General features: G+C 63.5%; 13 protein-coding genes. 7 read left to right on the top strand and 6 right to left on the bottom strand.

Features of this window, described 5'->3' with window-relative positions; genetic code table 11:
• Positions 1 to 46 precede the first annotated feature (46 nt).
• The 5 genes from CV770_RS02970 (at position 47) to CV770_RS42395 (ending at position 4,059) form a co-directional block, all read left to right on the top strand.
• Positions 47 to 253, top strand: coding sequence for a hypothetical protein (locus CV770_RS02970; protein WP_091966675.1), 207 nt, complete (start codon positions 47 to 49; stop codon positions 251 to 253).
• A 113-nt stretch (positions 254 to 366) separates the two neighbouring features.
• A complete protein-coding gene (locus CV770_RS02965; RefSeq protein WP_091966673.1) occupies positions 367 to 933 on the top strand; it encodes a YciE/YciF ferroxidase family protein in 567 nt (188 codons plus the stop codon).
• Between the two features lie 179 nt (positions 934 to 1,112).
• Positions 1,113 to 1,496 carry an Hsp20/alpha crystallin family protein gene (locus CV770_RS02960; RefSeq protein ID WP_028142669.1) on the top strand — a complete coding sequence of 128 codons (384 nt, stop codon included), beginning with the start codon at positions 1,113 to 1,115 and terminating at the stop codon, positions 1,494 to 1,496.
• Positions 1,497 to 1,504: 8 nt separating this feature from the next.
• Positions 1,505 to 3,886, top strand: a complete 2,382-nt coding sequence (lon, locus tag CV770_RS02955) for an endopeptidase La (protein WP_104461266.1) — start codon at positions 1,505 to 1,507, stop codon at positions 3,884 to 3,886.
• A gap of 5 nt (positions 3,887 to 3,891) precedes the next feature.
• The gene (locus tag CV770_RS42395) at positions 3,892 to 4,059 is read left to right on the top strand and encodes a hypothetical protein (RefSeq protein WP_201759674.1); all 168 of its coding nucleotides are present in this window, start codon (positions 3,892 to 3,894) and stop codon (positions 4,057 to 4,059) included.
• Positions 4,060 to 4,130: 71 nt separating this feature from the next.
• On the opposite strand, the gene CV770_RS02950 is transcribed toward CV770_RS42395, so the two are convergent.
• The 3 genes from CV770_RS02950 to CV770_RS02940 all read right to left on the bottom strand — a co-directional run bounded on the left by CV770_RS02950 (position 4,131) and on the right by CV770_RS02940 (position 7,744).
• On the bottom strand, positions 4,131 to 4,433 hold the full coding sequence (locus tag CV770_RS02950) for an HU family DNA-binding protein (RefSeq protein WP_018320691.1): 303 nt from the start codon (positions 4,431 to 4,433) through the stop codon (positions 4,131 to 4,133).
• A gap of 357 nt (positions 4,434 to 4,790) precedes the next feature.
• Positions 4,791 to 6,023 carry an acetyl-CoA C-acetyltransferase gene (locus CV770_RS02945; protein WP_104461265.1) on the bottom strand — a complete coding sequence of 411 codons (1,233 nt, stop codon included), beginning with the start codon at positions 6,021 to 6,023 and terminating at the stop codon, positions 4,791 to 4,793.
• A 257-nt stretch (positions 6,024 to 6,280) separates the two neighbouring features.
• The gene (locus CV770_RS02940) at positions 6,281 to 7,744 is read right to left on the bottom strand and encodes a GH1 family beta-glucosidase (protein WP_104461264.1); all 1,464 of its coding nucleotides are present in this window, start codon (positions 7,742 to 7,744) and stop codon (positions 6,281 to 6,283) included.
• A gap of 199 nt (positions 7,745 to 7,943) precedes the next feature.
• On the opposite strand from CV770_RS02940, the gene CV770_RS02935 reads away from it, so the two are divergent.
• Both CV770_RS02935 and CV770_RS02930 read left to right on the top strand, forming a co-directional pair.
• On the top strand, positions 7,944 to 8,783 hold the full coding sequence (locus CV770_RS02935; protein WP_245453658.1) for a VOC family protein: 840 nt from the start codon (positions 7,944 to 7,946) through the stop codon (positions 8,781 to 8,783).
• Positions 8,784 to 8,830: 47 nt separating this feature from the next.
• Entirely contained in the window at positions 8,831 to 9,229 is a 399-nt protein-coding gene (locus tag CV770_RS02930) for a putative quinol monooxygenase (protein WP_104461262.1), read from the top strand.
• A gap of 64 nt (positions 9,230 to 9,293) precedes the next feature.
• On the opposite strand, the gene CV770_RS02925 is transcribed toward CV770_RS02930, so the two are convergent.
• The 3 genes from CV770_RS02925 to CV770_RS02915 all read right to left on the bottom strand — a co-directional run bounded on the left by CV770_RS02925 (position 9,294) and on the right by CV770_RS02915 (position 14,328).
• Positions 9,294 to 12,119: an ATP-binding protein gene (locus tag CV770_RS02925; protein ID WP_104461261.1), complete on the bottom strand. Its 2,826-nt coding sequence runs from the start codon at positions 12,117 to 12,119 to the stop codon at positions 9,294 to 9,296.
• Between the two features lie 528 nt (positions 12,120 to 12,647).
• Positions 12,648 to 13,070, bottom strand: a complete 423-nt coding sequence (locus CV770_RS02920; RefSeq protein WP_245453657.1) for a helix-turn-helix domain-containing protein — start codon at positions 13,068 to 13,070, stop codon at positions 12,648 to 12,650.
• A 304-nt stretch (positions 13,071 to 13,374) separates the two neighbouring features.
• Positions 13,375 to 14,328 (bottom strand): LysR family transcriptional regulator, encoded by a 954-nt coding sequence (locus CV770_RS02915; RefSeq protein ID WP_104461259.1) that lies wholly within the window; start codon positions 14,326 to 14,328, stop codon positions 13,375 to 13,377.
• Positions 14,329 to 14,404 lie beyond the last annotated feature (76 nt).

Here is a 14,404-nt window from a genome sequence, read left to right as displayed (position 1 = left end):
CTGACTTAGCCCAGCAAAGCCGCTTTGGAAATCACTGGAGGCGACAATGAGCGACAGTGGAATCGGAATGCTTCTCGGCCAGCTCTCGGCCAACCTGCTCTGGCTCTGGTTCATCGGAGCCTTCGTGCTCGGCGGGGTCCTCGTCTATGGCGTGATGAAGGCCGGCCACCTCAAGCGCAGCGAGCGGGCGCAGCTCGATCGCAACACCGAGGCCCGACAGCGCCAGGAAGATCCCTACAAGCGCCCGACCTGAACGGTCGCCGCGCGCGCCGGTTGCAGTTTGGAACTTTCGTTCTCCAACCGGCTTTGATCGCCTGAGGATTGGGGAAGGAGATGCCTTCCCGTGTCACCTCAAGAGGAGGACATATGGCTAAACGAGCGAAGAAACGCGCACCCAAGAAGACCGCAGCGCGCCGACCGCGTCAGGCGCCGAAAATGCTCAGCGACCTGTTTCTGGAAACGCTGAAGGACATCTATTTCGCCGAGAACAAGATCATCAAGACGCTGCCGAAGATGGCCAAGGCCGCAAACTCGAAAGAACTCGCGGCCGCTTTCAACAAGCACCTGCGTGAGACCCAGGGCCAGGTCAAGCGTCTGGACCAGATCTTCAAGATGCTGGGCAAGCCTGCACGCGGCAAGCCCTGCGAAGCCATCAACGGCATTACCGACGAGGGCGCCGAGATCATGAAGGAGTTCAAGGGCGCACCGGCGCTCGATGCCGGTCTGCTCGCGGCCGCGCAGGCGGTCGAGCACTACGAGATCTCCCGCTATGGCACCTTGCGCACCTGGGCCGAGGAGCTCGGCATGCAGGACGCAGCAAGGCTGCTTCAGGCGACGCTGGAGGAAGAAGAGGCGACCGATCATACGCTGACCGAGCTGGCGACCTCGGTGATCAACCTCGAGGCAGAAGAAGATTACCGCGCCGCGGCCTGATGCGGTGCCCGCTCCATGACAGAACGCCGCGGCCAAAGCCGCGGCGTTTGCTTTTTGGGCCAAAGCCGCGGCGTTTGCTTTTGCGATCGCACGACGGCGCATGGCACGTCAGCGCCACTGCACTGGATTTCCCGGGAACCAGCCCCATATGCAGGCTTTCCCACCCCTGAGCCCGCATCATGCAACCGAAAAATCCCCTCGACTGGATGCTGTCCGAAGCCCTGGACCAGTTGACGCGCGCCGAGCGGCTGCGCCAGCAGTTCGGCCGCCAGGAAGCCTGCTGGGAGCCGCCGATCGATGTGCTCGAAACCGAGCACGAGTTGCTGATCCTGGTCGCGCTTCCCGGCGTCAATCCGGACAATGTCGAGACGGTCATTCATGACGGCGTGCTCGTCGTCTCCGGCCAGCGCACGCTTCCGCCGGAGCTTCGCAACGCCCGCATCCACCGGCTCGAACTGCCGCAGGGGCGTTTTGAGCGCCGCATTGCGCTTCCACTCGGCCGCTACGCCATCAGCCGCTTCGTGATGGACGGCTGCGTCGCGCTACGCCTCGCCAAATCCTGAGGTCGATCATGGCCACCGAACAGATGAACAACGAACAGACCAATAACGACGTGAAGATCCCCGACGACGCGCTGATCATCATCGCGGTACGCGACATGGTGCTGTTTCCCGGCGCGATCGGGCCGATCGCGATCGCGCGGCCGAAATCGATCGCGGCGGCGCAGCAGGCGCTGCGCGAGCAGCGGCCGATCGGCATCGTCCTGCAGCGCAATCCCGAAGTCGACGATCCCACGCCGGACGATCTCTATCGGGTCGCGACCATCGCCAACATCGTGCGCTACATCACCGCGCCCGACGGCACCCATCACATCGTCTGCCAGGGCGTGCAGCGCGCGCGCATCCTCGACTTCCTGCCGGGGACGCCGTTCCCGGCCGCGCGGATCCAGCAGATTCCGGAGCCGACCACCACTTCGCCGGAGATCGAGGCGCGCGCGCTGAATCTGCAGCGCCAGGCGATCGAGGCGATCGAGCTGTTGCCGCAGGCGCCGCCTGAGCTCGCCGCGATGTTCCAGGGCACCACCGCGCCCGGCGCGCTGGCGGATCTGGCGACCTCGTTCATGGACATCAAGCCGCTGGACAAGCAGGAGGTCTTGGAGACCATCGACCTCGCCTTGCGCGTCGAGAAGGTGTCCAAGCATCTGGCCGAGCGGCTGGAGGTGCTGCGCATCAGCAATGAGATCGGCCAGAAGACTCGCGCCAGCTTCGACGAGCGACAGCGCGAGGCGATCCTGCGCGAGCAGATGGCAACCATCCAGCGCCAGCTCGGCGAAGGCGACGGCAAGGCGGCCGAGGTCGCCGAGCTGACGTCTGCCATCGCCAAGGCCAACATGCCGCCGGAGGCGGACGCGCACGCCAAGAAGGAGCTGCGCCGCTACGAGCGCATGCCGGAGGCCGCCGGCGAAGCCGGCATGGTCCGCACCTATCTCGACTGGCTGATCGAGCTGCCCTGGGCGCTGCCCGCGGAGAAGCCGATCGACATCAAGGAGGCGCGAGCCATCCTCGACGCTGATCATTTCGGCCTGGAGAAGATCAAGGGCCGGATCATCGAATATCTGGCGGTGCGCAAGCTCGCCCCGCAGGGCAAGGCGCCGATCCTGTGCTTCGTCGGCCCGCCCGGCGTCGGCAAGACCTCGCTCGGCCAGTCCATCGCGCGTGCGATGGACCGCCCCTTCGTGCGCGTCAGCCTTGGCGGCGTGCATGACGAGGCCGAGATCCGCGGTCACCGCCGCACCTATATCGGTGCGCTGCCCGGCAACATCATCCAGGGCATCAAGAAGGCTGGCAGCCGCAACTGCGTCATGATGCTGGACGAGATCGACAAGATGGGTCGTGGCGTGCAGGGCGATCCGTCAGCCGCCATGCTGGAGGTGCTCGACCCCGAGCAGAACGGGACGTTCCGGGACAATTACCTGGGCGTGCCCTTCGACCTGTCGCGGGTGGTGTTCATCGCGACCGCCAACATGCTGGACCAGATCCCGGGTCCGCTGCTGGACCGCATGGAGCTGATCAGCCTCGCCGGCTACACCGAAGAGGAGAAGCTGGAGATCGCGAAGCGCTATCTGGTGCGGCGGCAGCTCGAGGCCAACGGTCTTTCGGCCGAGCAGGCCGAGATCGAGCCGGAGGCGCTGAAGCTGGTGGTCAAGGGCTACACCCGCGAAGCCGGCGTGCGTAACCTCGAGCGCGAGATCGGCAAGCTGTTCCGGCATGCCGCGGTGCAGGTCGCCGAGGGCACGGCCACGAAGGTCGTGGTGGGGGCGAAGGACATCGCCACCGTGCTCGGCCAGCCGCGCTTCGAAGGCGAGATCGCGCAGCGCACCAGCATTCCGGGCGTGGCCACCGGCCTTGCCTGGACGCCTGTTGGCGGCGACATCCTGTTCATCGAGGCGTCGCGTGTGCCCGGCCGGGGCGGCATGATCCTGACCGGCCAGCTCGGCGAGGTCATGCGCGAGAGCGTGCAGGCTGCGCTGACGCTGGTGAAGAGCAAGGCCACGCAGCTCGGCATCGATCAGTCGGTGTTCGAGAAGAGCGACATCCACGTTCACGTTCCGGCGGGCGCAACCCCGAAGGACGGACCGAGCGCGGGCGTTGCGATGTTCACGGCGCTGACGTCCCTGCTCACCAACCGCACGGTGCGCAGCGACACCGCCATGACCGGCGAGATCTCGCTGCGCGGCCTGGTGCTGCCGGTCGGCGGCATCAAGGAGAAGGTGGTGGCGGCCGCGGCGGCGGGCCTGAAGCGGGTGATGCTGCCGGCGCGCAACAAGCGGGACTATGACGACATCCCGAAGAGCGCGCGGGACAGCCTCGAATTCATCTGGCTGGAGCGCGTCGACGAAGCCATCGCCGCGGCGCTCGAGCCGGCCGAGGTCAAGGTCGAAGCGGCGGAGTGAAGGCCATGAAGAAACTACTGGAGAAAGCGAAGAGATCGCGGACAACGCAGCGGCTGCGCCAGTTGCTCGATCGCGTGATCGACCGGGTTCGCGATGGGATGCCGGCGCCAGGACTAGGTTCATGGCCGCAGCTTCAACCCATTCCGGTCCGGGTGAAGCGCCGCAAGGGTTGAGCCCTCCGTCTCAGGCCCTCGCGGCTGCCCCAATCAAAAGGCCCCCTCCGACCGAGGGGGCCTTTGCGTTGTTAGCCCACGGCGTCCTTGGCCGCCTTGACCGGGCGGGCGCGGACGATCTTGCGGGCCGGCTTGGCCTTGAACATCATCTCTTCACCCGTGAACGGGTTGGTGCCCTTGCGCGCCTTGGTCGCGGGCTTCTTGATGACCACGAACTTGGCGAAGCCCGGCACCAGGAACAGGCCGTTCTTCTTGAGCTCCTTGTGACCGACGTCGGTCAGCGTCTCCATGACGTTCTTGACGTCGCGCTTGGAAAGCTCGGTGGCGGTCGCAATCTTTTCGATCAACTGCGATTTGGACATTTGGGTTGGCATCGTGTCTCCTCTGATTCGTTGCCGGTTGCATATTAGACCAACCGGCGAAGGCCTATAGCCTTCTGCACAGTTTTGTCGCGGTTTTACGGGCTTTTTTGGCCCTCAGCGGCAAAAAACCCTGCTTTTTAGCTACTTCCGGAGCGGGAGAAGCCTCGGGCAGCGGATTTTACCTTGTTTCAAAGGCCCGCACGCAACCTTGCTAAAGCTGATTCGCCGCTTTCGACAAGCGACGAGGTGCCTCTTTGTGCGCGGAGAAGCGCGTTTCGCCCTAGAAAATAAGGCTAGATCGTCGCGTTGTGGCGTCTCACCTGCTCCCTCACCCTATTCCCACAGGGGGCGCGGCGAGCTTCGCCCGCGCTAGATACGCTCGATGATGATGGCCGGAGCCATGCCGCCCGCGGCGCACATGGTGACGAGACCACGCTTGAGGTCGCGCCGTTCGAGCTCGTCGAGCACGGTGCCGATCAGGATCGAGCCGGTGGCACCGATGGGATGGCCGAGCGCGATCGAGCCGCCATTGACGTTGACCCTGGCGCGATCGAGCTTGAGGTCGCGGATATATTTTTCCGCAACCACTGCAAACGCCTCATTGATCTCGAACAGGTCTATGTCGTCGACGGTCAGGCCGGCCTTCGCCAGCACCTTGCGCGTGGCCGGCACCGGCGCGTTCAGCATCAGGGTCGGCGAGTCCCCCATGTTCGCCATCGCGACGACACGGGCGCGGGCTTTAAGGCCATGCGCCCTGGCGTAGGCGGGCGAGGCCAAGAGGATCGCGGCGGCGCCGTCGACGACGCCGGACGAATTGCCGGCGTGATGCATGAAGTCGATCTCGAGATCAGGATATTTCTGCAGGATCAGGCCGCGATAGGTCGTGCCCTTGTCGTCGAGCGCGTAGTCGGCGATCGCGGGGAAGGCCGGCTTCAGGCTGCCGAGGCCCTCCATCGTCGTCTGCGGCCGCGGATATTCTTCGTGGTCGAGCGCGAGGCTGCCGTCTTCGCGATGGACCGGTACGAGGCTCTTGTTGAAGTGGCCGTTCGTGATCGCATGCGCTGCGCGCTTCTGGCTCTCCAGCCCGAGCGCGTCAACGTCCCTTCGCGTGATGCCTTCCATCGTCGCGATCGCATCCGCACAGACGCCCTGATGCGATTGCGGGTGCCGCGCGCGCAGGCGCAGATTGCCGCCGTCCATCATCATCGGGCCGCCGCCGCGGCGTCCTTCCATCGACATCATCTCGCAGCCGCCGGCAATGACGAGGTCTTCCGCGCCCGCCATGATCGAGGATGCCGCCATGTTGACGCTGGTGATGCCGCTTCCGCAGAACCGGTCGAGCGTCACGGCGCTGGCGCGCACGTCATAGCCGGCATCGAGCGCCGACATCCGCCCGAGATCGCCGCTTTGGGTCGCGACCTGCGCGCTGCAGCCCCAGACGATGTCGTCGACATCGGCGGTGTCGATGCCGGTGCGCGTCGCGAGCGCGCGCAGCACGGTGGCGCCGAGCTGCTGCGGATGAATTCCCGAAAGTGCGCCCTTGCCGGCCTTGCCGACGCCGCGCGGGGTCCGGCAGGCATCGATGATCAGCGCGTCAGCCATTGGCGTTGTCCTCTTGTTGTGGGTTGTTGAGGACGGTTCTGAATAAGGGGAAGAGGAGAGTCAATGCGCGGCTGCTGCACTCCCTCTCCCCGTTCTTACGGGGTCGGGACGAGCTACGCTCGCCCTGAGAGGGTTGGGGTGAGGGGCTGCCTCGGCAAAAACGGTAACAGACGGACTCGCGGAGGCTCCCCCTCACCCGGATTTTCCGCTCCGCGTAAAATCCGGCCTCTCCCCGCACGCGGGGAGAGGCGAAGACATCACGCCCCAGCCGCGTTCTTCGCGATCACGTTGCGGTAGAAGCTGGCGCTGAGCTTCGGCGTGCGGACCTGGGTGTCGAAATTGACGTGGTACAGCCCGAAACGCTTGTTGAGCCCATACACCCACTCGAAATTGTCCATCAGGCTCCAGAGGAAATAGCCGCGCACCGGCACGCCCTCGGCGGTCGCCCGCTGGAGCTGGGCGAGATAGTTGCGCAGGTACATGATGCGGTCGGTGTCGTAGATCTTGCCGTCCGGCGTGACGACGTCGTCGCCGGAGGCGCCGTTCTCGCTGATATAGATCGCATCCGTCTTCCAGATCTTTGCCGCCAGCTTCGGCACCCAATAGAGCGTCTCCGGCCCGACGCGCAGCCAGTCCGAGTTCATGTGCGGGAACGATTTCGGGATCGGCAGCGGCATGAAGCCCGCGCCCTGGTCGGAGGCCACCACATAGTTCTGCGGTGCGTAGATGTTGAGGCCGAGGAAATCGACCGGCGAGGAGATGATCTTCAGCTCCGCATCGGTGTATTTCGGTGCGTTGGGGCCGGCGAATTTCAGGAAGGCGTCGGTGTAGCGGCCCGTCATGATGACGTTGAGATAGCCGGCATTCATCTCGCGCAGCGCGATCTCGGCGGCACGAACGTTCTCCGGCGTGTCGATGGCGGGCGCGCAGGCATCGATGTTCTCGGCCGGCCCCACTCTGGTGCCGCGGCGGCCATGGGCGCGCACCGCCTGCACCGCGAGCCCGTGCGCGAGCGCGCTGTTGTGCCTGATCTGGTTGACCTCGGCTTGCGGCAGCGTCATGCCCGGTGCATCGATGCCGATGCCGTAACCGAAATAGACGAAGCGACCGCTCTCATTCAGCGTGAACACGTTTTTGACGCGATCGGTCAGATGCTCGGCGACATAGGCGGCGTAGTCGCCGAAGATCTTGCAGGTTTCCGTCGAGCGCCAGCCGCCGAAGCGATCCTGCAGCGATTGCGGCAGGTCCCAATGATAGAGCGTCAGCCACGGCTCAATGCCGTTCTTCAGGAGCTCGTCGATGAGACGGTTGTAGAAGTCGAGCCCCTTCGGATTGGGCTTGCCGTCGCCGTCTGGAAACAGCCGCGGCCAGGCCACCGAGAAGCGGTAGGCCTTGCAGCCGAGCGCCTTGATGAGCGCGATATCCTCCTTGTAGCGGTGATAGTGCTCATTGGCGCGGTCACCATTGGTGCCGTCCTCGATCTTGCCGGGGATGCGCACGAACTTGTCCCAGATCGAGGCCCCTCGCCCGTCCTCGTTGACCGCGCCCTCGACTTGATAGGACGAGGTCGCCGTGCCCCAGACAAAGCCCGCCGGGAAACCGCTGCCGCTGCGCGGCGGCGATGCCGGCCTGGCGTCGGCTGCCTCCAGAGGATTTGCCATTCCGGCCGCGGACAATCCCGCCAGCTTGGCAAACTGGCGACGCGAGACCTTGTCCGACATGGTAATGCTGCTCCAAGGGTGATGCTGCGGCACAATGGCGCGTCGCAGGCGGTTTGAGAAGCCGTGGGGTCGGGATTTGCAGATGCAGAATTGTGGCACACCGACCCACTGCAAAATTTACTTCAATTAACCTGCAAAACCCTCCGTTCTCCAGCAAGTTTTACGTCGCGCCATGTCGGTCAAGCGATGGAGACGGAAGATGAGCGAAGAGACAGACTTTGAGACGACCGGCATTGGACGCCGGGATGTTCTCCTTACGGCAGGGGCCATGCTGGCAGGAATGGCGGCAACCAACCCGGCGGCTGCAAATGCCCAAGGCGCTCCGCGCCCCGCTTCGGTTGCTCGCGATTCCGCGCCACTCGGCGCGCGGCTGCAAGGCGTTCAGCATTTCGGCGTGACCGTGCAAAACATGAATCGCGCCTTCGAGTTCTACACCGAAGTGCTCGGCGGCACCGAGATTTTCCGCGACGGAGATTTCCAGGGTGAACCGATCCACAACACGCTTTTGACCGATCAGGAAATCGAAGCGCGCGAACGCCATGTCAACCCGCGCACGATCGGGGTTCCCGATCTCAGGGGAGGCACACAACGCTTGGACGTACGCTTCGTCCAGTTCGACAACGTCGTGATCGAGCTTCTGCAGTATCGCGACGCTGGCCAGCCATCGGGCAGCGGCGACAGCTTCGCAGAATCGCGCGACCACATGAGCCCGGCGTTTCCGCGCTCCATGCACATCTGCTTCTATGTGAGGGATGATGTCGACTTCAACAAGTTCATCCACGACCTGGAGGCAGAATCGGCGCGCCGCGGCATGACCCAGGTGCGGGCCAATCGTGTGATCACCGTGACATCAGAACAGCAGCGCCGCGCCGCCCCGATGGAGGCGAACACCAATCGCATCACGCAGGGCCTCTCGGAAGGCTGGGAGCTGATTTATTGCAAGGGTCCAGAGGGAGAGCAGCTCGAGTTCGTCAAGGCTCTGGGTCCAGTGAAGAAGCGCTTCAGCGACGCGCTCGCCGCCCGCCAGCAGCGGGGCTAGAGCAATTATCGCAGAGAAGGACGATCTCCATGGTGTCACGGAAACGAATGATCCTGGCCCTCGTCGCCACAGCTTCACTGGCCGGCGCAGCATCAGCCACCGCTCAGGAACGCGACGGCGTTCGCTATCGGGCCATTCCCGATGGCGCCTATTCGGTCGTCGCCGAAGTCCGCGCCAAACCGGGCAAGGAACGCGCGCTTCGAGAGGCAACGCTGCCGCTTGTCGCGCTTGTCCGAAGCGATCCCAAGAACCTGGTCTACTTCTTCCAGGAGGACCGCGAAACACCAGGACGCTTCATCTTCTATGAGATCTTCGCAAGCCGCGACGACTTCGACGCCCACAATGCCATGCCCTACGTCCAGCAGTGGTTCGGCCGGCTCCCCGAGCTCGCCGAGGGGGGCGTCGTGGTCAGGCGGCTGGAGATACTCGGCCACAACGGAGGTTGAAGTCGCGCCTCGCCGTCGCAGCGAGCCCGCGGCGAGCGCTTGAACCTGATTGCTGAATTTACCTTCAGGACGAGCGGGCGATCTGCCGCCGGGCGATCGACCCCGCTCTGGGCTCGTCAAGAATCTCGCGTGCCCGGTCAAGTCCGGGCACACACTCTCGATCGCCGAGACGTCCCAACAGCTCCTTGAGCACGGCGTGCGCGACTGCCGCCCGTCCGGCCATCAACTCCAGTTCGGCGAGACCGACACTGGCATCGCATTCATGGAAATAGATACCTTGAGCGCGCGTCAACTCGATCGCGCCCCTGAACAGGCTCCTTGCGGTGCTCAGATCGCCCGGCCGATTCCGCGCCATCAGGATCCTTGCGAGGACGGGGTGATGCCGTCCAATGAGTCGGCCGTCCCGATCACCGAGACATTGTGTCATTGCCTGCTTTGCCGCAGCCTCCGCCCCATCCAGATCGCCCAGCCTGCGTCGCGTATCCGCGAGCTCAACCCAAAGGGTCGGATGAAGCGTCCCTGTCTTCAGGATGAATCTGTCCTGCAGATTGCGGGTAAGGCTGCGTTCTGCCGCTTCCAGGTCACGGGCTTCCTCGCGGATCAGAAGAGCCTGAAAGACATCGACCAGAACGCGCCATGGACGATAGAGGCTGGAAACAGCTTCGAGCTTCCGCAGATAGAGTCTGACACGTTGAAAATCGCCAGATGCAAGATGGGCCCAGATAGCTCCCTGCGCGAGCACGAAGTACAGGGTCGTCACGTGGCCCTGGCTTTCCGCTTGGCTGACGGTAGATGCCAGCAGAGACCGGGCCTGATCGGGATAACCCAAATAGAACTTCGTAAGCCCGAGCCCGACCTTGCAGGAGATGATCGAGTCGATGCCGCCGAAATAGAGCGAAACTCTCCGGGGAATCGCCGATCGGTCATTCAAGAACGCCTCGAACTTCTGGTGCGCCAGCGTCATATCGGAGGCCTCAAAGGCCTGGAAGGCGGACCAGCGCAGGAGAAGCCTCGACATCACGGCATCGTTCGATCTCCTGCATACCGCCGCGAACGCATCGATGTAGGGCGAGGCGGGACGCCTGGTCAGGAGCATGTTCTGGATGATGCCGTAGAGCGCCCGCATCTCCAGGAGATCGTCGCGCGCGATTTGTGCTGCGCGCCAGGCGTGTTCGTAGAGGCTCGCACCCTCAAGACCCGGTACATAGACCTGCGCCGCCGCGAGCGCGACCAGCACGCGAGATCTCACGGCGGGTCCGACATCGGGACTGCTGTCGGCAAAGCGCAACGCCAGCTCCAGATGAGGAACGCCTTGCGCGAGTGAGGTGAACTCGAGCCATAGACGTTCGGCTGCAAGAACCAGCGCTATTCCGAGGCCGGGCTTGACGGAAAACGCCCAATCGAGAGCGACGCGAACCTCGTCGATGTAACCACGCAGCTGTGCACTGTCCGCGACGGAATCGCAGGCGTCCCAATCCCTCCGCTCCAGCATGTCGAGGAAATAGCGCGCATGGCGCTCGTGCACCCGTTCCCGATCGTCTGTCGCGTCCGATGCCCGAGTGGCGTAGGCCCGCGTGGTCTCCAACAAGCGATATTCCAGCGGCGCGGCCCGATGATCGAGGCTCAGAAACGACTTGCTCGCTAATGCGGCAACCGCTTCGCGGACACCTCCCATGTCCAGATCGTCATCGCCTGCAACCGCAATTGCAGCACCGAGGGTGAAAGGCCCGGCAAAAATGGAGAGGCGCCCGAGCACCACCCGCTCCCTTTTGGGAAGAAGATTGTAGCTCCAGTCGATCGTTGCGGCGAGCGAGCGATGACGCGGAATTGCGGTCCGACGATCCACCCAGAGCAGGGAGAATCGTTCGTCGAGCCCGCGACGAACCTCTTCGATGCCGAGGACGTCGACCATCGACGCCGCGAGTTCGATCGCCAGGGGCATCCCGTCGAGGCGCCGGCAAACATCCGCGATCACGGCCGCGACGGTATCATCGATCGCGAAGTTTGGCGTTCTCTGGCAGACGGTTCGCGTGAACAATTCTGCCGATGAATAATCCTGAACGTTTCCGGCTGTCACCGGAACAGACGACGGCGGGGTTTCGAGCGGATCGAGACGCCAGACCAGTTCGCCTTCGATCCGCAGGGTTTCGCGGGTCGTCACCAGAATATGGACGTCGCGGGTGCCGCTGAGCACGCTTTCAACGAGGAGCGCGACGCTCTCGGTGACATGCTCGCAGGAATCCAGGACAAGCAACAGACGCCGGCCATGAAGGGCAAGCAGGACCTGATCGAGACTTGCAGCCATCTGAACCGGCAGATCAAGCGCGCCGGTGACGGCCGCATAGATCTGACTTCCGTCAGTGATGCGGTCGAGCTCGACAAGGCAGACTCCGTCGCAATAGGATTTCTCAAGCTCGCCCCCCACGGCAAGCGCGACGGTCGTCTTGCCGATGCCGCCGGGCCCAAGGATGGTGACGAGCCGGTCGTTCTGCAGAAGCTCGCTGATGTCGCCGATCACCGCCGCCCGGCCGATCGGCGCATGCATCGCGCCGGGCGCGCGCGATCGGCGCTTCGATGGGTGATAGACGCCGACGTCTCCGACGAAGCGGTAGCCGAAGGACGCCTCCGCGCGGATCAGGTCTCCGTATTCAAGCAGAGCCTTTCTCAGGCCGGAGATCTGAACCTTCAGGTTGTCCTCGGTCACGGTTCGCCCGGGCCATGCGCGATCGTAGAGCACGGCCCTTGAAACGAGCTCGCCCGGAGCTTCCAGCAGGGCGCCCAGAATCGCGGCCGCGCGCGAGCCGAGCCTGACGTGAGTCTCACCGTGCAACAGCAAGCGTCTGGCCAAGCTGAAACGAAACGGTCCAAACGTGATTTCCGGACCCGCCATCGCCTGCCCAGCCCTCAGCGCCCTGATGGTCGATCGGTCGGCAGTTCAGCGAAGGCACCGAGCGAGCGCTGACCTTCCGGCGGCAGCAACCCAACAACGTGTCGTGGGCGCAGAGAACGATTGATCCGAACCCTGGGAACCAGGATCGGACGACATTCGGATCGAAGCAGGATCATCGGTTCTGGCCAGTGCTCAGCCGGTACGAATATTCGGAGCTATCAGTCACTGGAGCGAAATTCTTCTCTATTGGCACGAATTAGGTCGCGCGATTTGTCGCAGACGCGAGACCTTGTCCGACATTGATGCTGCTCCCGAGATGATTGCTGCAACCGCACAATGGCGGGCGGCGAGGGGTTTGAGAAGCGAGGTTTCAGGGTAGCAGAATGCGGAATTGCGGTGTCAAACCCGTCGAACAACCGGACCTGCAATTGGGCTTCGCAGCCGAAAGGGCGTGGCCACATCCAGTATCGATATGCCTGAAGAGGCACGGAAAGGGCCACCCCGATCTACAGGCCGGCGTGTTCCGCGTCATGCCGCGTCCAGCGCCTTCAACTCGTCAGCCGCAGCGATGATCGCACCCCGAATCTTGACGAAATATTCCGCATCGATCCGCGACGCGAGCCAGTCCAGCTCGCCCGTATGGCCGTGCTCATTCACCTTGCGGACCACGCCTTCGCTGATCAGCACGTTGAGGCAGCGCCGGACGTTCGAGCGCGGGAGCCCGAGATATTTGGAAACGTCGGAAGCCGTACGCGGCGGTGCGCCGAGCTCGTCGCTCACGCGAATCATCATCGCGACCAGCAGCTCTTCAAACACCGCGCCGAGGTGCTTGCGAGGATAGCCGCTGCGCATCGCCACGAAGCACGTCACCAACAACCTGCCGACAATCGCCGATTGCTTCTCGCGCTTCGTCACTGCTGCGTCTGAATTGTTTGGGATTTCTCCGGCCATTTTCGCCACCATTGTCTTCGCTCGCGATTGTGTTTAGCTGGCGCATGCTTTGGTCGCAAATGAAGCTCTGTTAAGCTGGGAGCACATGGCTCATGCGTCGGCGTCTCAGACAGACTTTCGCGAACGAAACGGTCTTTACGGTTATTGTGACCTGTTTCGGGCTTTTGCCGGTCGCCGTATTGCTGGTCGCTCTCTTCGTTAGGTAATCCTCCAATCCTACTCTTCGGTAAGGCGCGGATCGGCAGACGCAATAGCGTCACTTTTCGGCGTCGGATGAATACCTTTCGGCGTCAGAGGGGCGGCTTTAGGGCCGACCTGCTCCGATTGCGCCGACCACGACCTGCATGAGCCACGCGATGCCGGCGTCTCTCATCGCCGCCTTGGTTGCGATCGCGCGGATCGCATCCGGTTTACGCGCAAAAGGCAGCTCGACGAACACCAAGCCGAAACGGCCGGCGTGGTGCTCCACCAATCGGCGCGGCAATGCTGCGATCAGATCAGATCCTGAAAGCTGGACGAGCGCCATCATGAAATTCGGGACGGTCAAGGCGATGCGGCGCTCGAGGCCCCGCTTTGCCAACATCTCATCGACAAAGCCGCGCGCCTCGCCGCTGAGAGACACCAGCAGGTGCTGTGAGTGCGAGAATGCAGCACGAGTTGGCGCTTTTGCGAGGGGATGTCCCTTGCGCATGGCCAGCACGAAATCCTCGTCGTAGAGCCTGCGCGCCTCGAATCGCGGCGATACCGTCGACAGCGGCAGCATTGCGACATCGAGCTCGCGTCTTTCGAGCATATCGAGGCTTTGGTGCCAGGGCTCCCCGATCGCGCCGCCGCGCGGCGCAGGCATCAGGTGGATCAGGGCGAGGTCGATATGGGGGGCCGCAGTCGCGATCGATCGCAGGAGCTGAACGGATGTCGAGACCAGTACGGCATCGGGGGCGCCAATCGTGAACCGGCGGCGGCTCTTCGCGGGGTCGAACGGTGCAGCCGAGCCGATCAGCTGTTCGATGCGCGCGATGATCTCGGTCACGGGCTCCTCGAGCTCCAAGGCCCGCGCCGTTGGAACGACGCCCTTGGGTGTCCGCAGAAACAGCGGATCGTTCAGCAGGAGACGGAGCCGGCCAAGCGCATGGCTGACAGCCGACGGCGTGAGGCTCAGCCGGCCCGCAGCACGCGCGACATGACGTTCTTCCAGAACCACACGGAAGAGCACGAGGAGATTCAGATCGATTCTGGATAGATCAATTTGGTTCAGCATGATGCTGAAATCATATCGCTGGATTCATCAAGTTCAAGGTCTCATGGATGGGTCGCTCGTCGTTCGATCAGGAGAC

It is taken from the genome of Bradyrhizobium sp. AC87j1, assembly GCF_002936975.1.
Taxonomy (GTDB): Bacteria; Pseudomonadota; Alphaproteobacteria; order Rhizobiales; family Xanthobacteraceae; genus Bradyrhizobium; species Bradyrhizobium shewense.
The sequence above is the reverse complement of the archived record's forward strand: the minus strand, read 5'-3'. Positions and strand labels throughout refer to the sequence as shown.